General features: G+C 53.5%; 16 protein-coding genes and 4 tRNA genes. 11 read left to right on the top strand and 9 right to left on the bottom strand.

Translation table 11 applies throughout. The features are described 5' to 3' along the window. Window positions 1-111: 111 nt before the first annotated feature. Window positions 112-1,245, bottom strand: a complete 1,134-nt coding sequence (norW, locus tag OGY06_RS18875; protein ID WP_286605872.1) for an NADH:flavorubredoxin reductase NorW — start codon at window positions 1,243-1,245, stop codon at window positions 112-114. Continuing rightward, window positions 1,242-2,690: an anaerobic nitric oxide reductase flavorubredoxin gene (norV, locus tag OGY06_RS18870; protein ID WP_003825935.1), complete on the bottom strand. Its 1,449-nt coding sequence runs from the start codon at window positions 2,688-2,690 to the stop codon at window positions 1,242-1,244. Before norV ends, norW begins: the two co-directional genes overlap by 4 nt. Before the next feature lie 191 nt (window positions 2,691-2,881). On the opposite strand from norV, the gene norR reads away from it, so the two are divergent. After that, window positions 2,882-4,402, top strand: a complete 1,521-nt coding sequence (norR, locus tag OGY06_RS18865; RefSeq protein ID WP_003825937.1) for a nitric oxide reductase transcriptional regulator NorR — start codon at window positions 2,882-2,884, stop codon at window positions 4,400-4,402. Here the strand turns inward: norR and gutQ are convergent. The 7 genes from gutQ to srlA all read right to left on the bottom strand — a co-directional run bounded on the left by gutQ (window position 4,399) and on the right by srlA (window position 9,320). Then, complete coding sequence (gene gutQ / locus OGY06_RS18860; RefSeq protein WP_003825938.1) at window positions 4,399-5,364, bottom strand: arabinose-5-phosphate isomerase GutQ; 966 nt, start codon at window positions 5,362-5,364, stop codon at window positions 4,399-4,401. The genes norR and gutQ overlap by 4 nt on opposite strands. After that, window positions 5,357-6,130 carry a glucitol operon DNA-binding transcriptional repressor SrlR gene (gene srlR / locus OGY06_RS18855; RefSeq protein ID WP_003037350.1) on the bottom strand — a complete coding sequence of 258 codons (774 nt, stop codon included), beginning with the start codon at window positions 6,128-6,130 and terminating at the stop codon, window positions 5,357-5,359. The genes gutQ and srlR overlap by 8 nt, the downstream gene beginning before the upstream one ends. Before the next feature lie 70 nt (window positions 6,131-6,200). Beyond that, window positions 6,201-6,560 (bottom strand): transcriptional regulator GutM, encoded by a 360-nt coding sequence (gene gutM, locus OGY06_RS18850; protein ID WP_003825941.1) that lies wholly within the window; start codon window positions 6,558-6,560, stop codon window positions 6,201-6,203. A 55-nt stretch (window positions 6,561-6,615) separates the two neighbouring features. Then, complete coding sequence (srlD, locus tag OGY06_RS18845; protein ID WP_003037345.1) at window positions 6,616-7,395, bottom strand: sorbitol-6-phosphate dehydrogenase; 780 nt, start codon at window positions 7,393-7,395, stop codon at window positions 6,616-6,618. Between the two features lie 17 nt (window positions 7,396-7,412). Further along, window positions 7,413-7,775, bottom strand: a complete 363-nt coding sequence (gene srlB / locus OGY06_RS18840; protein ID WP_063940974.1) for a PTS glucitol/sorbitol transporter subunit IIA — start codon at window positions 7,773-7,775, stop codon at window positions 7,413-7,415. 13 nt (window positions 7,776-7,788) lie between these two features. Next, complete coding sequence (gene srlE / locus OGY06_RS18835; RefSeq protein ID WP_063940975.1) at window positions 7,789-8,760, bottom strand: PTS glucitol/sorbitol transporter subunit IIB; 972 nt, start codon at window positions 8,758-8,760, stop codon at window positions 7,789-7,791. Further along, entirely contained in the window at window positions 8,757-9,320 is a 564-nt protein-coding gene (gene srlA, locus OGY06_RS18830; RefSeq protein WP_003825953.1) for a PTS glucitol/sorbitol transporter subunit IIC, read from the bottom strand. Before srlA ends, srlE begins: the two co-directional genes overlap by 4 nt. Before the next feature lie 264 nt (window positions 9,321-9,584). Between srlA and mltB the strand changes: the two genes are divergently transcribed. The 10 genes from mltB (at window position 9,585) to OGY06_RS18780 (ending at window position 17,060) form a co-directional block, all read left to right on the top strand. After that, window positions 9,585-10,664, top strand: coding sequence for a lytic murein transglycosylase B (mltB, locus tag OGY06_RS18825; protein WP_003037336.1), 1,080 nt, complete (start codon window positions 9,585-9,587; stop codon window positions 10,662-10,664). A gap of 191 nt (window positions 10,665-10,855) precedes the next feature. After that, on the top strand, window positions 10,856-11,353 hold the full coding sequence (gene pncC / locus OGY06_RS18820) for a nicotinamide-nucleotide amidase (protein ID WP_218667216.1): 498 nt from the start codon (window positions 10,856-10,858) through the stop codon (window positions 11,351-11,353). A 92-nt stretch (window positions 11,354-11,445) separates the two neighbouring features. Next, entirely contained in the window at window positions 11,446-12,510 is a 1,065-nt protein-coding gene (gene recA, locus OGY06_RS18815) for a recombinase RecA (protein WP_218667217.1), read from the top strand. A gap of 86 nt (window positions 12,511-12,596) precedes the next feature. After that, the gene (gene recX / locus OGY06_RS18810; RefSeq protein WP_003825957.1) at window positions 12,597-13,097 is read left to right on the top strand and encodes a recombination regulator RecX; all 501 of its coding nucleotides are present in this window, start codon (window positions 12,597-12,599) and stop codon (window positions 13,095-13,097) included. A 128-nt stretch (window positions 13,098-13,225) separates the two neighbouring features. Next, entirely contained in the window at window positions 13,226-15,853 is a 2,628-nt protein-coding gene (gene alaS, locus OGY06_RS18805) for an alanine--tRNA ligase (protein WP_286605871.1), read from the top strand. Between the two features lie 238 nt (window positions 15,854-16,091). Next, window positions 16,092-16,277, top strand: coding sequence for a carbon storage regulator CsrA (gene csrA, locus OGY06_RS18800; RefSeq protein WP_000906486.1), 186 nt, complete (start codon window positions 16,092-16,094; stop codon window positions 16,275-16,277). A 336-nt stretch (window positions 16,278-16,613) separates the two neighbouring features. Continuing rightward, window positions 16,614-16,706, top strand: a tRNA-Ser gene (locus tag OGY06_RS18795). Window positions 16,707-16,709: 3 nt separating this feature from the next. Further along, a tRNA-Arg gene (locus OGY06_RS18790) sits at window positions 16,710-16,786 on the top strand. Between the two features lie 60 nt (window positions 16,787-16,846). Continuing rightward, a tRNA-Arg gene (locus OGY06_RS18785) sits at window positions 16,847-16,923 on the top strand. A 60-nt stretch (window positions 16,924-16,983) separates the two neighbouring features. Next, window positions 16,984-17,060 (top strand) — tRNA-Arg (locus OGY06_RS18780).

Here is a 17,060-nt window from a genome sequence, read left to right as displayed (position 1 = left end):
CAAGTGGCAACGCACATCCATGTGCGTGAGGTTAATAAATCAGTAGCAGCGTTGCCGGGCAAAGTCGTAGGCCGGATAAGACGCGAAGCGGCGCCATTCGGCATCCCAGACTTACACAGGCAACGTTTTCAGTAGCGCAAAGGCCTCTTTCATGCGGTCTTCACTGACGACAAACGCACACAGCTGGCCTTCGTCGTTCATCCCTCTGGCGACCATTCCCTGCGCTTCGGCGGCGATGTGCCAGTTCAGATCGCGGCGCTGGGTTTCCCCGGCCAAATGCAGAGGCAATTCTGGCGTTTTGACTTTTACCAGCATGGCTGGCAGTTTCAATGGCGCATTGCCGCCAAGCAGGTTTTTCGCCAGATACATGGCGCTCAGTTGAATTGGTTGCAGGAACGGAAGTACCTGACCGTTAATTTCCGCACAGTCGCCGAGTGCGTAAATATCTGGATGGCTGGTTTGCAGGTAGCTGTCGACGCAGACGCCACGGTTGATGTTCAATCCAGCGCGGCGTGCCAATGTAGTTTCCGGGCGCAGACCGGTTGCGGCGATCACCGCATCGACCTCTACGCTGCGGCTACGATCGAGCGTGGCGAGAATACCCGACGCCGTTTTCTCCAGCCCCTGAAGCTGCGATTTCAGCAGCAGATGTACACCCATATCGGTCAGACGATGCTGTAAGCGACTGCTGACTTCCGGCGGCATCAGCGAAGCCAGAATGCTGGCGGCGTTGTCGATAAGCGTCACCGCTTTACCGGCACGACAGAAATCCATCGCCAGTTCGCTGCCAATCAAGCCGCCGCCGACAATCAGTACCCGCTGTGCGTCGCGCAGCTGAGTTTCACAGGCGCGGTACTCTTGTTGACTGTTCAACGTGAGCATTAACTCACGTCCGGTAACGGGCGGTACAAAGGCTGAAGCGCCCGTCGCCAGTACCAGCTTGTCGTACTGCCACTGCTGATCCTGGCTTTTCACTACGTGAGCATCAGCGTCGATGTCGGTTACCCAGGTGTGCGGGAACAGGCGTAAATTAAACTGTTCGGCAAACTCACCCGCCGACTGGCGGGTGAGGTCGTCTGCACGTTGCGACTGACTGATAACATGGCTGAGATCGGGCTTGTTGTACTCATCCATGCTGTCCGCAGCAATCAGGGTCAGCGGGACATTTGCATCCTGCTTACGGATATTTTTGACTAACTGGCGGGCAGCGAAGCCCGAACCAATAATGACAATTCCGCGGCTCATTTTGCCTCCGTTGCCAGTACGTCGAAGACGTCTTTACCTAATGAACATTCCGGGCACAGGAAGTTATCCGGCACGTCGCTCCACGGTGTACCCGGCGCGACATCCTGCAGCGGTTCACCTTTTGCTGGGTCGTAAATCCACTGGCACACGCTGCACTGCATGCTAGGGCCAAGATCGGCGGCAGCCGCAGCGGCGCAAGCGCACTCTTCTTCTTTGGAAGCTGCTTTCACGGTTGCTTCCGGCAGTGGAGCAAGCGCCCACTGACGCGCGATTTCACGGCCGTGCTGGCGGCACAGTTCCAGCGCATCCAGGTCCGGACGCCATTTCGCCTTCAGGCTCAGCGACATTTCGAAACCTGCATCCTGCAAACGCGTGGACAAACGGTCTACTGCACCGCCGCTCCAGCCGTGTGAACCAAAGGCGCTGGCGCGTTTGTTACGAAAACGCAGGCCGGTCATCTCTTCCACGAGACCCGCGATTTTCGGCATCATCACATTGTTCATCGTCGAAGTACCGACCAGCACGCCTTTAGAGCGGAAGACGTTAGTCAGAACTTCGTTTTTATCGCTACGGGCGACGTTAAAGATTTTCACCGCCACGTTCGGGTCAACTTCGTTGATGCCCTGGGCAATGGCGTCCGCCATCATGCGGGTATTGTTGGACATGGTGTCGTAGAAAATGGTGATCCGGTCTTCCTGGTAATCCGCCGCCCATTTCAGGTACATCTCAACGATTTGCGTTGGGTTGTCGCGCCATACCACGCCGTGAGAAGTAGCAATCATATCGACCGGCAGGTTGAAGCCGAGGATCTCAGTGATTTTCGGTGTAACCAGACGGCTGAACGGCGTCAGGATATTGGCGTAGTAACGCTGGCACTGTTCGAACAGTTCGGTCTGGTCAACTTCGTCATTAAACAGACGTTCGTCGCAGTAGTGCTGACCGAAGGCGTCGTTACTGAACAGCACCGCGTCGCCGGTCATGTAGGTCATCATGCTGTCAGGCCAGTGCAGCATTGGCGTTTCAACGAAGATCAGCTGTTTGCCGTTACCAATGTCCAGTGAATCACCGGTTTTCACCACGTTGAAATTCCACTCCGGGTGATGGTGATGCCCGTTGATGGAGTCAATGGCGTTGGCTGTGCAGTAAATCGGCGTGTCCGGGATGCAGGACATCAGCTCAGTCAGCGCCCCTGCATGGTCTTCTTCCGCGTGGTTAATAATGATGTAGTCGATATCCGCGAGGTCAATTTCACTGCGCAGGTTCTGCACGAATTCACGGCTAAACTTGTGGTCTACTGTATCGATCAGGACATTTTTTTCTTCACGGATGAGATAGCTGTTGTAGCTGCTGCCGCGCAGCGTTTTGTATTCAGTACCGTGGAAATCACGAACTTCCCAGTCACGTTGGCCAACCCAATGAATGTTATTTTTAACCAGAATAGACATAGCAACCTCAGTAATTAATTCAGCGTTTTTCTAAAAAAGATGTTTTGCTTATTGCAGGTTGCGTGCCAACTTTTTATTTTATTGATTTTAATGGTTTTATTGTTTTTTGCTTATTAAGTGGTAGTCAAAATGACTATTCATTTTATTGTCAATATGACAATATGAATTGTCAAAATGACAATGAGGTAGTTATGAGCTTTTCCGTAGACGTGCTGGCGGGCATCGCCATTGAATTACAAAGCGGTATTGGACATCAGGACCGTTTTCAACGTCTGATAACCACCTTGCGTCAGGTGCTGGAGTGCGACGCGTCGGCGCTATTGCGCTACGAGTCGCGACAGTTTATTCCGCTGGCGATCGATGGGCTGGCGCAGGATGTCCTCGGCAGGCGCTTTACTCTGGAAGGGCATCCGCGTCTGGAGGCGATTGCCCGCGCCGGAGACGTGGTTCGTTTCCCTGCCGACAGCGATTTGCCAGACCCATATGATGGTCTGATTCCGGGGCAGGAGAGTCTGAAAGTGCATGCCTGTATTGGGCTGCCGTTGTTCGCCGGTCAAAATTTGATTGGTGCGTTAACCCTGGATGGCATGGAGCCCGATCAGTTCGATGTTTTCAGCGATGAGGAGCTTAGGCTGATTGCCGCGCTGGCGGCGGGCGCGCTGAGCAATGCGCTGCTGATTGAACAACTGGAAAGCCAGAATATGCTGCCAGGCTCATCAACGGCTTTTGAGCAGGTGACGGAAACCCAGATGATTGGCCTGTCGCCCAATATGATGCAGTTGAAAAAAGAAATTGAGATTGTGGCGGGGTCCGATCTCAACGTGCTGATTAGCGGCGAAACAGGTACCGGGAAGGAGCTGGTGGCTAAAGCTATCCATGAAGGTTCGCCGCGCGCGGTGAATCCACTGGTGTATCTGAACTGTGCGGCGTTGCCGGAAACCGTAGCCGAAAGTGAGCTGTTTGGTCACGTAAAAGGCGCATTTACCGGGGCTATCAGCAATCGTAGCGGTAAGTTTGAAATGGCCGACAATGGGACGCTGTTTCTCGACGAGATAGGCGAACTCTCGCTGGCGCTACAGGCTAAGCTGCTGCGCGTATTGCAGTACGGCGATATTCAGCGCGTGGGTGACGATCGCAGCCTGCGTGTGGATGTGCGGGTGCTGGCGGCGACGAACCGTGATTTACGCGAAGAGGTGCTGGCCGGGAATTTCCGCGCGGATTTGTTCCACCGTCTGAGCGTCTTCCCCCTTTCTGTACCGCCTCTTCGCGAGCGCGGCGAAGATGTGGTGCTGCTGGCCGGCTATTTTTGCGAGCAATGCCGACTGCGGCTGGGTCTTTCCCGCGTGGTGCTAAGCCCCGGCGCGCGTAGTCATCTGCTGAATTACGGCTGGCCTGGAAATGTGCGCGAGCTGGAACATGCCATTCACCGGGCGGTTGTTCTGGCAAGGGCTACCAGGGCAGGTGATGAAGTGGTGCTGGAGACGCAGCATTTTGCCCTGCAGGACGAAGGTCCGACTCCGCAGGCGGCGGAAGTTGTTGCGGAGATCCCGCAACATCACAATCTGCGTGAAGCAACAGAGTCGTTCCAGCGGGAGATGATCCGCCGGGCATTGGTGCAAAATAATCACAGTTGGGCGGCAAGTGCGCGGGCGCTGGAAACAGACGTCGCCAACCTGCACCGGCTGGCGAAACGTCTGGGTCTGAAGGATTAGATAATACCGGCCTGATAAAAATCCTGCAGATTGATAGCACCGGTGAGTTTACCGTTTTCATCGACCACCGGTGCGGCAGTGATTTTACGCTTCATCAGGATCTCTTTGGCGTCAATCGCGCGGCTCTGCGCCTGTAGCGTAATGCCATTCTGAGTCATAGCTTCGCTAACCTGGGTGGTAAGCGCTCCGCCGCCAACCAGCCAGCGGCGCAGGTCGCCGTCGGTAAAGACCCCTTTCACCAGTGACTGATCGTCGCAGACCGCGACCAGGCCAAGACCCGTGCGGCTGAGTTCCAGCATCGCGTCCATCACGCTGGTGGTGAGCTTCACCTGAGGTATGGCATCGTCACGGCGCATCAGATGATGCACTTTATTCAACAGACGAGCGCCCAGCGCACCTGCCGGATGTGAGCGGGCAAAATCTTCTTCGTTAAAGCCGCGCGCCTGCATTACGGCGATCGCCAGCGCGTCGCCCATCATCAACGTATTTACGGTGCTGGACGTCGGTGCCAGGCGCATCGGACAGGCTTCGCGCTCAACGGAAATATCCAGCACGGCTTTGGCTGCCAGACCCAACGGTGAGGTCGGTTTTCCGGTCATTGCCAGCAGTGCGACGGATTTGTCTTCCAGGCGTGGGATGATGAGATCCAGCTCTTTCGCACCGCCGGAGTAGGAGATAAACAGCATGACATCACGGCTTTCGATCATCCCTAAGTCGCCGTGCAGCGCTTCCGCCGGATGCACAAAAAAGGCGGGTGTGCCGGTACTGGCGAGGGTCGCCGCAATTTTTTTGCCAATATGACCTGATTTACCAATACCGGAGACAATGACTTTGCCTTCACAGTGGATAATCGTATTGGCGGCGCGGACAAAATCATCGCCCAGGCGTTCTGGCAGTCGGCTGGCTTCCTGTAGTTCCAGCATTAACGTCTGACGGCCCGCGTTCAGTAGTGCATCACTCATTGGTTTCTCCGGTTATGATCACTTCAATCCCTTTTGCTTCCAGCGCCTGACGAAACGCAGGGTCGATGCCCGCATCGGTAATCAGCTTGTCGACGCTTTCCAGACTGCATACAACATTAGGGCTTTTGCGCCCAAATTTTGACGAGTCAGCCATCAGAATCACTTCGCGAGCGGCATTGCACATCGCTTTACTGACGCTAAACACCTCATTAAAGGTGGTCACGCCGGCATTGAGGTCAATGCCGTCGGTGCCCATGAAGAGTTTATCAAAGCTGAACTGCTCAAAGGCGTTTTCTGCCAGCTGACCGTGAAATGACGCAGATTTTTTGCGAAAGGTCCCGCCGGGCATCAGGATAGTTTGCTCGTTGTCCAGCTCCGAAAGGGCGTTAACAATGTGCAGACTGTTGGTCATGACGGTGATGTTGCTAAAGCGCGTGAGCATCGGCACCATCTGCAGTACGGTGCTACCCGCATCCAGAATAATAGAGTCGCCATCGTGTATAAAACGGACGGCGGCTTCGGCAATCTGCTCTTTTTTATGCGTATTGATTAGCGTTTTGTGATCGATTGGCGGGTCGGATTCGTCTTTATTTAATACTACGCCGCCATAGGTACGAATGACGGTTCCGGCATTTTCCAGAATGACCAGGTCTTTGCGAATGGTCGTGCCGGTCGTGTCAAAGTAGTGGGCCAGTTCTTCAACCGAGCATTTTCCCTGCTTTTGCAGATGCTCCAGTATGGCAGCCTGACGCTGACGAGGTTTCATAGGCGTGATTACCCTGACTTAATAGGTTGCAAAATGATAATTTCGCAAGCTATTAGCATTCACAACGAAATTACCCATGTTTCAGTTTAAGCGCCAATGATAGTGCATTCTGCGCTAATGGATCATGGGGAAAGATCACATCAGGCTGTAAATCATCAAGATGTTTACCCATTATTGTGGCAATTTTGCCGGGTCTGGCGAATACCGTAAGACCTTTCATAAACAACGTATCGGTAACCCGTTGCTGCTCATCCAGCGCAATGGCTACCACCACGCGCGGTTTAAAACGCCCACCGGAGCGACCAACACCAACCCGACCTTGCTGGCAGAGTTGATCAAACGCCCGGTTAAAGCGGGATATTTGCCAGCCACCAAGCGCCAGTTGCAGGCACCAGGCGATAGCGGCGACAGTAATCAGTGCGGAAACCATTATGTACTCCTTTGATTTTGCCGGATAAGCGCAGCCGCTATCCGGCAATTCAACATTAAAACATCACCTGACCGCCGGTGACGTTGATGGACTGCCCGGTGCAGTAAGAGGCTTTCGGACTGGCGTAAAACAGCAGCATGTTTAGCACGTCCTGATAATCGCAGCCGCGCTTAAGCGGAACCTTATCAATGTAATACTGCTCCACTTCGTCTGGCTTAAGACCCAGCTTGGTCGCATATTGCGGTAATAACGACTGGAACATCGGTGATTTCAGCAGGTTACCGAGCATCAGAGAATGTACGGTGATCCCGTACTCTGCCAGATCCAGCGCCAGCGACTGAGTTAAGCCCACGCCGCCAAATTTTGCCGCGCTGTAGCCTGAATTGTGTTTGCTGCCCACTTTCCCTGATTTTGAGTTGATCTGGATAATGCGTCCCTGCACGCCATCGCGGATCATCAGGCGTGAAAATTCACGTGCACAGAGGAAGTAGCCGACCAGATTGACCTGCAGCGAGCGGTCGAAATCCCCAAGCTGAAAGTCGCTGATAAAAGCGGCTTTAGCGATACCCGCGCTGTAAACCAGCAGATCGACACGACCGAATATTTCATCCACTCCGCGCGACAGCGCCAGCACGCTCTGTTCGCTGGTGGCATCTGCGCCAAAACCGTACGCGGTACCTTCGCCAAACTCGGCGTTAATTTCTTGCGCGACGTTGGCAGCTTTATCGCTTTGAATATCCACTACCGCGACGCGGTATCCTTCTGTCGCAAGCCCACGGCAAAGGAATGCCCCCAGGGTCTGGCCTCCACCAATGACAACGGCAACCTGATTCATTTTTATCTCCTTCAATCTTAAGCAACAAACTTCAAAATACAGCCCGGGGCGATACCGTCCGGGACGGGGCCCGCAACGTGTACAGTGCCGGGGAATTCCGCTTCGCTCTGCCCGTCAAAGCGCAGGGTTATATGCCCGAGTTCACGTAAGTTTTGTTCCGCAACGCTGCCAACGGCGGTGACCGGGTAGTGGTGCTGGCCCAGTTCAAACTGGATCCCGGCTTGCAAAGAGCCGTTCAGCTCCCCGTGGCAATGGATGAAACAAAACTCTTCGATATCCGCTGGCGCGCCTTCACGAAAGGTAATCAGCATCTGGTCGCACAGTGCATCCGGGGCGCTCTGGCCGATACGGGTAATGGTGGTTTGATAAATTACGGTCATTTTTGAGTGCCCCTTATTGGTAAATAAAGCCAGAAACAAACCAGGCGATGAGAACGGTAGGCGCGCCGGTCAGAAAACGGCTCACCAGTACGGATGGCACGCCGACGCGGACCGTGTCCTGACGCGCTTCGGCCAGCGACAACCCAACCGGAATAAAGTCACATGCAGCCTGGGCGTTAATGGCGAACAGGGCAGGTAGCGCCAGATGCGGAGGAATGTTCCCCAGACCAATCTGTACACCGATCAGCACGCCGATAACCTGGGCGATAACCGCACCGGGGCCGAGGAAAGGCGACAGCAGCGGGAAAGAGCAGATCAGCGCCAGAGTAACCAGTCCCAACGGATGGCTGGCCAGCGGCGCGAGTCCATGGGCAATCCAGTCTCCCAGACCCGAAGCCATAATGATGCCGATCAGTGCCGAGACGAACGCCATAAATGGCAGAATAGTTTTCAGGACGGTATCGATGGTGTCGCGCCCGGACTGGAACAGAACCGCAACGGCTGAACCCATGCCCATTCCCACTTTTGCCAACAGGCCGTCGCTTTGTTCGGTAATCTTTTTACTGGTGTCGTAATCGCGACCGATAGTGCTGCTTGCAGGTTGCGGCGCAGCGGATGCATCGCCGACAATCGTGATGTTTTCTTCTTTCACGCCAGAGACATAGATATCTTCGACAATGTACTGAGCCAGCGGGCCGGATTTACCAGTAGCGTGAATATTCACCGTCGGTATACGGCGTTTGGGATAGATCCCACAGCGCAGCGTGCCGCCGCAGTCGATGATCGCCACACCAATTTCGTTCTCCGGCGGCTCGCCTTCTTTGAAGCCATCAATAGCCTGCCAACCGGTCAGGCTTGCTATCCTGTCGACTATTGCGGGGCGAGTTCCGGCGGTGATATAGACAATTTTCTTGCCCGGTTCGGCATCCAGTTCAAGCGGGCCGCCCCAGCCGCCGGTGCCTTTTTCAATACGAATACGCGTCATGATGTTGCTCCCGCCAGATGCACTTTCTGCTCAAGTTGAATGCCCATTTTTTTCTCAAAGATGGCGGTGGTGAAATCAGTCACCCAGCCGCGGAAGAAGTTGGTCACCAGACCGACCAGCAAATAGCTCACCGCTAGCGGGCCAAGCGGAAGCCCCAGCGTGGTCAGTCCGCTGGCGATCCCCAGATAGACGAACAGTTCACCTGGGTTGATGTGTGGGAATAAGCCGTTCATGGAATGGCAACTGTATGAGGCGGCGGCGTAGTAGCTGGGCTTGTACTTTTCTGGCATAAAGCGGCCCAGGCTCAGCGTCATTGGGTTACAAAACACAAATGTGCCGATGCACGGCAGCAGCAGATAGCGGGACAACGGGTTTCCGGCGCAGCGCTGGGCAAAACGTTCAATGCGCTGCTGACCGATAAAGTTAATTAGCGCATTCATGATGACCAGCAGACTGATCAGCAGAGGCAGAATACCGGTTACCATGCCGGTAAAGACCTCTCCGCCTTTCTGGAACAACCCGATAAACCACTCAGCACCGAGTGTGATGGTGTCGATCATTATTCTCTCCTGTAGGGTTTTTAGTTATCTTGCCAAACGGTAACTAATTTTAATCAGATCGAAAGATTTAAAAGTGTTATTTTGATCTCAAAATGAAAGATAAATATTTTAATTTGAAAGATTGTGCGTAAGAGATCGCAAATGTGCCGGCCGGGGGGGCAAGAGGGGGGAAATTCTGTGAAGGAGAGTGACTACTACTTCCTTGTATGGAGGAGGATGCTTTACCATACTTCTCCCAGGCTGAATTTGTTTAATGGATGTCTCATGTTCAAGCGTCGTTATGTAGCGTTACTCCCCCTTTTCGTACTGCTCGCTGCCTGTAGCAGCAAACCTAAACCTTCAGAGACTCAAACGACTACGGGGGCGCCATCCGGCGGCTTCCTGCTTGAGCCACAGCACAACGTCATGCAAACGGGCGGTGATTTTGCCAATAATCCGAACGCGCAGCAGTTCATCGAGAAAATGGTGAACAAGCACGGCTTTGACCGCCAGCAGCTGCAGGAGATCCTGTCGCAGGCCAAGCGTCTGGACTCGGTATTGCGTTTGATGGATCGCCAGGCACCGACGACTCAGCCGCCAGCCGGTCCTAACGGTGCATGGCTGCGCTACCGCAAACAGTTCATCACGCCTGACAACGTGCAAAATGGCGTGGCCTTCTGGAATCAATATGAAGATGCGCTGAACCGTGCGTGGCAGGTCTATGGTGTTCCGCCGGAAATTATCGTTGGCATTATCGGCGTTGAAACGCGCTGGGGCCGCGTGATGGGCAAAACCCGTATTCTGGATGCGCTGGCGACGCTGTCGTTTAACTATCCTCGTCGTGCGGAATACTTCTCTGGTGAACTGGAAACCTTCCTGCTGATGGCGCGAGATGAAAGCGACGATCCGCTCGATTTGAAAGGTTCTTTTGCCGGCGCGATGGGTTACGGCCAGTTTATGCCGTCTTCCTATAAACAATATGCCGTTGATTTTAATGGTGATGGCCACATTAACCTGTGGGATCCGGTTGATGCCATCGGTAGCGTGGCGAACTATTTCAAGGGCCACGGCTGGGTGAAAGGCGATACGGTCGCGGTTCCGGCAAATGGTCAGGCACCAGGGCTGGCGAACGGCTTTAAAACCCAGTACAGCATTTCTCAGCTTGCTGCCGCGGGTCTGACGCCACAGCAGTCGTTGGGTAATCATCAGCAGGCCAGCCTGCTGCGCCTGGATATTGGTACCGGCTATCAGTACTGGTATGGATTGCCGAACTTCTACACCATCACCCGCTACAACCACAGTACCCACTACGCGATGGCCGTGTGGCAACTGGGTCAGGCGGTCGCGCTGGCGCGCGTGCAGTAACCGCTCCACCGGCCTACAGGACGATATCGCTTGTAGGCCGGATAAGATGCCCTGACATCGTCATCCGGCAGGTCTTATTTCTGCAACGGAGCAATTTTTGGAATCCCCCTCGTAAAACGTTCTCTCCATCCCCACATTGGTTATGAAAGTGCTATCTTGTCCGGCATATTTTTTAACTGACAGAGGCTGAAATGACTGACAGTGAACTGATGCAGTTAAGCGAGCAGGTTGGCCTGGCGCTGAAAGCGCGTGGGGCGACCGTTACGACGGCGGAATCCTGCACCGGCGGCTGGGTGGCCAAAGCGATTACGGATATTGCCGGAAGCTCCGCCTGGTTTGAGCGTGGGTTTGTGACCTACAGCAACGAAGCCAAAGCGCAGATGATTGGCGTGCGCGAAGAGACGTTGGCCCAGTATGGGGCGGTGAGCGAGCCAGTGGTGGTGGAAATGGCGATTGGCGCGCTAAAAGCTGCCCGCGCGCATTTCGCGGTCTCGATCAGCGGTATTGCGGGTCCGGATGGCGGCAGTGAAGAAAAGCCCGTGGGTACCGTATGGTTCGCCTTTGCCAGCGTGAGCGGCGAGGGGATTACCCGCCGGGAATGCTTCAGCGGCGATCGCGACGCGGTACGTCGACAGGCGACCGTCTACGCGTTACAAACCCTGTGGCAACAATTTCTACAAAATACTTGATACTGTATGAGCATACAGTATAATTGCCTCAACAGAACATTATCTACCACGTTTCGCGGTTTAACCCGAAAGCGGCATGACAGGAGTAATTAATGGCTATCGACGAAAACAAACAGAAAGCGTTGGCGGCAGCGCTGGGTCAGATCGAAAAGCAATTCGGTAAAGGCTCCATCATGCGCCTGGGTGAAGACCGTTCCATGGATGTGGAAACTATCTCCACCGGTTCGCTTTCTCTGGATATCGCATTGGGCGCGGGCGGTCTGCCAATGGGCCGTATCGTCGAAATCTACGGGCCTGAATCCTCCGGTAAAACAACGCTGACCCTGCAGGTTATTGCCGCTGCGCAGCGTGAAGGTAAAACCTGTGCATTTATCGATGCGGAACACGCGCTGGATCCGGTCTATGCCCGTAAGCTTGGCGTTGATATCGACAACCTGCTGTGTTCTCAGCCGGATACCGGTGAACAAGCGCTGGAAATCTGTGATGCGCTGGCGCGCTCCGGTGCGGTTGACGTTATCGTTGTCGACTCCGTTGCCGCATTGACGCCGAAGGCAGAAATCGAAGGCGAGATTGGCGACTCTCACATGGGCCTTGCGGCGCGTATGATGAGCCAGGCGATGCGTAAGCTGGCCGGTAACCTGAAGCAGTCCAACACGCTGCTGATTTTCATCAACCAGATCCGTATGAAGATTGGCGTTATGTTCGGTAACCCGGAAACCACCACCGGTGGTAACGCCCTGAAATTCTATGCGTCTGTTCGTCTGGATATCCGTCGTATTGGCGCGGTGAAAGAAGGCGACAACGTGGTCGGCAGCGAAACTCGCGTTAAGGTTGTGAAAAACAAAATTGCAGCGCCGTTCAAACAGGCTGAATTCCAGATCCTCTACGGTGAAGGCATCAACTTCTACGGCGAACTGGTTGACCTGGGCGTGAAAGAGAAGCTGATTGAAAAAGCCGGTGCATGGTACAGCTATAACGGTGAGAAAATCGGTCAGGGTAAAGCGAATGCGACCAACTGGCTGAAAGAGAACCTGGCAACTGCGAAAGAAATTGAGAAGAAATTACGTGAGTTACTGCTCAATAACCAGGATTCAACGCCTGATTTCTCCGTTGATGACAGCGGCGAAGACGTAAAAGAAACGAACGAAGATTTCTGATAATCTGTTTTGAATCGCATGTTGTGAATCACATATAGTAAAGGGCTGCATATCATGCAGCCCTTTTTCATTTCTGAAGGCTTACTATGACAGAAGCAACTTCCCGCCGTTCCGCTTATTCCCGACTGCTTGACCGCGCCGTACGTATTCTGGCGATGCGCGACCACAGCGAGCAGGAACTGCGGCGCAAGCTGGCCGCTCCGGTGATGGGGAAAAATGGACCAGAAGAAATTGATGCCACGCCGGAGGATTACGACAAGGTCATCGCCTGGTGTATTGAAAGTCGTTATCTGGATGATGATCGTTTCGTGCGGCAGTTTATCGCCAGCCGTAGCCGCAAAGGTTATGGACCAGCCCGAGTGCGCCAGGAATTAAACCAAAAAGGGATCGCACGTGAAGCTATCGAGCGGGCCATGCGTGAGTGCGAAGTTGACTGGGCAGTGCTTGCACGCGAGCAGGCCATTCGGAAGTACGGTGAACCTTTACCTGTCGATTTTTCAGATAAGATAAAGGTCCAGCGTTTTTTGCTCTATCGCGGCTATCTGATGGAAGATATTCAGGCAATATGGCGAAATTTTGACGATTGACCGCATACGGGATTTTACTTCCCAGTAAAGAAAACTTATCTTATTCCCACTTTTCGATTGCCAGAGGCGCAGTTTGCGTGCCGATGCTGGTAATGACATTTCGTTAGCTTGATTTCTTCAGGATAATTATGAGCAAGAGCACCGCTGAGATCCGTCAGGCGTTTCTCGATTTTTTCCATAGTAAAGGACACCAGGTAGTTGCCAGCAGCTCCCTGGTACCGAACAATGACCCTACTTTGTTGTTTACCAACGCCGGGATGAACCAGTTCAAGGATGTTTTCCTTGGCCTCGACAAGCGTAATTATTCCCGCGCAACCACCTCGCAGCGTTGTGTACGTGCGGGCGGTAAGCACAATGACCTGGAAAACGTCGGTTACACTGCACGTCACCACACTTTCTTCGAAATGCTGGGCAACTTCAGCTTCGGCGATTACTTCAAACACGACGCTATTCAATATGCATGGGAACTACTGACCGGTGAAAACTGGTTTGCCCTGCCAAAAGAGCGTCTGTGGGTAACCGTCTATGAAACTGACGATGAAGCCTATGAAATCTGGGAAAAAGAAGTCGGTATTCCGCGCGAACGTATCATCCGTATCGGTGATAACAAAGGTGCGGCTTATGCTTCAGACAACTTCTGGCAGATGGGTGATACCGGTCCTTGCGGTCCATGCACAGAAATTTTCTACGACCACGGCGACCATATCTGGGGTGGACCTCCGGGAAGCGCAGAAGAAGATGGGGATCGCTACATTGAGATCTGGAACATCGTCTTCATGCAGTTCAACCGTCAGGCTGACGGCACCATGGAACCGCTGCCGAAACCGTCCGTGGATACCGGTATGGGTCTGGAGCGTATTGCGGCCGTGCTGCAACACGTTAACTCCAACTATGAAATCGACCTGTTCCGCTCATTGATCGAATCCGTGGCGAAAGTCACTGGCGCAACCGATCTGAGCAACAAGTCTCTGCGCGTTATTGCCGACCATATCCGTTCCTGTGCATTCCTGATTGCCGATGGCGTTGTGCCGTCGAATGAAAACCGTGGCTATGTGCTGCGCCGTATCATTCGTCGCGCGGTACGTCATGGCAACATGCTGGGCGCGAAGGATACCTTCTTCTACAAGCTGGTTGGTCCGTTGGTGGACGTCATGGGCTCTGCAGGTGAAGAACTGAAGCGTCAGCAGGCTATGGTTGAACAGGTTCTGAAAACCGAAGAAGAGCAGTTTGCGCGTACTCTGGAGCGTGGTCTGGCGCTGCTGGACGAAGAACTGGCAAAACTGTCTGGCGATACGCTGGATGGCGAAACCGCATTCCGTCTGTATGACACCTACGGTTTCCCGGTTGACCTGACGGCAGACGTTTGCCGCGAGCGTAACATTAAGGTTGATGAAGCGGGCTTTGAAGCTGCAATGGAAGAACAGCGCCGTCGTGCGCGTGAAGCCAGCGGCTTCGGCGCAGACTACAATGCGATGATTCGCGTTGATGGCGCCTCTGAATTTAAAGGCTACGAGCACCTGGAACTGAACGGCAAAGTGACCGCGCTGTTTGTTGATGGTAAAGCGGTAGACGCAATTAACGCAGGTCAGGATGCCGTTGTCGTACTGGATCAGACTCCGTTCTATGCGGAATCTGGTGGTCAGGTTGGCGACAAGGGTGAGCTGAAAGGCGCAGGCTTCGCGTTTGCCGTTAGCGACACGCAGAAATATGGCCAGGCCATTGGTCACATCGGCAAGTTGTCTGCGGGTTCTCTGAAAATTGGTGATGCGGTACAGGCTGATGTGGATGAAGCCCGTCGTGCGCGTATTCGTTTGAACCACTCCGCAACGCACCTGATGCACGCAGCGCTGCGCCAGGTTCTGGGCACACATGTGGCACAGAAAGGTTCGTTGGTTAACGATAAACTGCTGCGCTTCGACTTCTCTCATACCGAAGCAATGAAGCCTGCTGAAATCCGTGCCGTTGAAGATCTGGTGAACGCGCAAATCCGTCGCAACTTGCCGATTGAAACGAACATCATGGATCTCGAAGCGGCAAAAGCCAAAGGCGCAATGGCACTGTTTGGCGAGAAATATGACGACCATGTGCGCGTTCTGAGCATGGGTGATTTCTCTACCGAACTGTGTGGCGGTACTCACGCCAGCCGTACAGGTGATATCGGTCTGTTCCGCATTGTGTCCGAGTCAGGTACTGCGGCAGGCGTTCGTCGTATTGAAGCCGTAACCGGTGAAGGTGCTATCCAAACCGTGCATGCTGAGAGCGATCGCTTAAGCGATATTGCGCAGCTGCTGAAAGGCGATAGTCAGAATATCGGTGACAAAGTTCGTTCCGTGCTGGAGCGTACACGTCAACTGGAAAAAGAATTGCAGCAATTGAAGGAACAGGCTGCGGCGCAGGAGAGTGCAAATCTTTCCAGCAAAGCGTTTGATATCAACGGCGTGAAGCTGCTGGTCAGCGAACTCGCGGACGTTGAGCCGAAAATGTTGCGTACCATGGTTGATGATCTGAAAAATCAACTGGGGTCTACCGTTATCGTTCTGGCAACGGTAGTGGAAGGTAAGGTTTCTCTGATTGCGGGTGTGTCTAAGGACGTGACAGATCGCGTGAAAGCAGGGGAACTGGTTGGAATGGTCGCTCAGCAGGTCGGCGGCAAGGGTGGCGGTCGTCCGGACATGGCGCAAGCCGGTGGTACGGATGCAGCGGCTCTGCCTGCAGCGTTAGCCAGTGTGAAAGGCTGGGTCAGCGCAAAACTGTAATAATTATAAGCGTAAGTCGACGCTGCGGACTTCAATCCGCAGCGTTTGTATCAACGCTATCGACAACGATAAAGTCAGGTTGAAGTTGTGTATATCGGCTAAACTTAGGTTTAACAGAATGTGATGCCGTGACTGCTTACACTTAGGTGTTTGTCATCGCTTACTTTTTGGCGTTATATGATGGATAATGCCGGGATACAGAGAGACCCGACTCTTTTAATCTTTCAAGGAGCAAAGAATGCTGATTCTGACTCGTCGAGTTGGTGAGACCCTCATGATAGGCGATGAGGTCACCGTGACAGTTTTAGGGGTGAAGGGCAACCAGGTGCGCATTGGCGTAAACGCCCCGAAAGAAGTTTCTGTCCATCGTGAAGAGATCTACCAGCGTATCCAGGCTGAAAAATCCCAGCAGTCCAGTTACTAAGGTTTTCGCGTCTCACCTCTCTGGTGAGGCGCAACCTGATTGAGTGACCCTTTTTCTTCTCTTTTCTTCTTCGTCTTCCCCATTTTTTCGATTCCACTGCGCGTAATGCCTTTTCCTGCGAAGTTTCCGTTTGCTCACTCCTTCAGGAAATTGCCAATTTATCTGTTGATAAAACACTCTTTTTGCCGTTTTTGCAGACTAATTGCGCGTGAAATGTGCAAACGATAAAAGCTCTGGAAAAATTGTTTGACTTATAAGTCCCAGAAAGTAATATGTGCGCCACGCAGCGACGATGAGCAGAAACAAGTTCTTCGAAGCACTCGCAAGAGGCGTGTTGGTGAGGTGGCCGAGAGGCTGAAGGCGCTCCCCTGCTAAGGGAGTATGCGGTCAAAAGCTGCATCCGGGGTTCGAATCCCCGCCTCACCGCCATTTGCATCCGTAGCTCAGCTGGATAGAGTACTCGGCTACGAACCGAGCGGTCGGAGGTTCGAATCCTCCCGGATGCACCATATTACTTGATATCGCTTTAGCAGCGATATCAAATCTGCAGTAAAGTAAGTTTCCCTGATGCATCCGTAGCTCAGCTGGATAGAGTACTCGGCTACGAACCGAGCGGTCGGAGGTTCGAATCCTCCCGGATGCACCATCTCTTACTTGATATCGCTTATCACGGTATCAGTATCGGCAGTAAAGCAAGTTTCCCGATGCATCCGTAGCTCAGCTGGATAGAGTACTCGGCTACGAACCGAGCGGTCGGAGGTTCGAATCCTCCCGGATGCACCA

This window comes from Citrobacter sp. Cpo147, from assembly GCF_030332405.1.
Classification (GTDB): Bacteria; Pseudomonadota; Gammaproteobacteria; order Enterobacterales; family Enterobacteriaceae; genus Citrobacter; species Citrobacter portucalensis.
The sequence above is the reverse complement of the archived record's forward strand: the minus strand, read 5'-3'. Positions and strand labels throughout refer to the sequence as shown.

Bases quoted from the DNA above. Each gene is read 5' to 3' on its own strand.
- norW (WP_286605872.1), bottom strand. From the start codon at position 1,245: ATGAGCCGCGGAATTGTCATTATTGGTTCGGGCTTCGCTGCCCGCCAG.
- norV (WP_003825935.1), bottom strand. From the start codon at position 2,690: ATGTCTATTCTGGTTAAAAATAACATTCATTGGGTTGGCCAACGTGAC.
- norR (WP_003825937.1), top strand. From the start codon at position 2,882: ATGAGCTTTTCCGTAGACGTGCTGGCGGGCATCGCCATTGAATTACAA.
- gutQ (WP_003825938.1), bottom strand. From the start codon at position 5,364: ATGAGTGATGCACTACTGAACGCGGGCCGTCAGACGTTAATGCTGGAA.
- srlR (WP_003037350.1), bottom strand. From the start codon at position 6,130: ATGAAACCTCGTCAGCGTCAGGCTGCCATACTGGAGCATCTGCAAAAG.
- gutM (WP_003825941.1), bottom strand. From the start codon at position 6,560: ATGGTTTCCGCACTGATTACTGTCGCCGCTATCGCCTGGTGCCTGCAA.
- srlD (WP_003037345.1), bottom strand. From the start codon at position 7,395: ATGAATCAGGTTGCCGTTGTCATTGGTGGAGGCCAGACCCTGGGGGCA.
- srlB (WP_063940974.1), bottom strand. From the start codon at position 7,775: ATGACCGTAATTTATCAAACCACCATTACCCGTATCGGCCAGAGCGCC.
- srlE (WP_063940975.1), bottom strand. From the start codon at position 8,760: ATGACGCGTATTCGTATTGAAAAAGGCACCGGCGGCTGGGGCGGCCCG.
- srlA (WP_003825953.1), bottom strand. From the start codon at position 9,320: ATGATCGACACCATCACACTCGGTGCTGAGTGGTTTATCGGGTTGTTC.
- mltB (WP_003037336.1), top strand. From the start codon at position 9,585: ATGTTCAAGCGTCGTTATGTAGCGTTACTCCCCCTTTTCGTACTGCTC.
- pncC (WP_218667216.1), top strand. From the start codon at position 10,856: ATGACTGACAGTGAACTGATGCAGTTAAGCGAGCAGGTTGGCCTGGCG.
- recA (WP_218667217.1), top strand. From the start codon at position 11,446: ATGGCTATCGACGAAAACAAACAGAAAGCGTTGGCGGCAGCGCTGGGT.
- recX (WP_003825957.1), top strand. From the start codon at position 12,597: ATGACAGAAGCAACTTCCCGCCGTTCCGCTTATTCCCGACTGCTTGAC.
- alaS (WP_286605871.1), top strand. From the start codon at position 13,226: ATGAGCAAGAGCACCGCTGAGATCCGTCAGGCGTTTCTCGATTTTTTC.
- csrA (WP_000906486.1), top strand. From the start codon at position 16,092: ATGCTGATTCTGACTCGTCGAGTTGGTGAGACCCTCATGATAGGCGAT.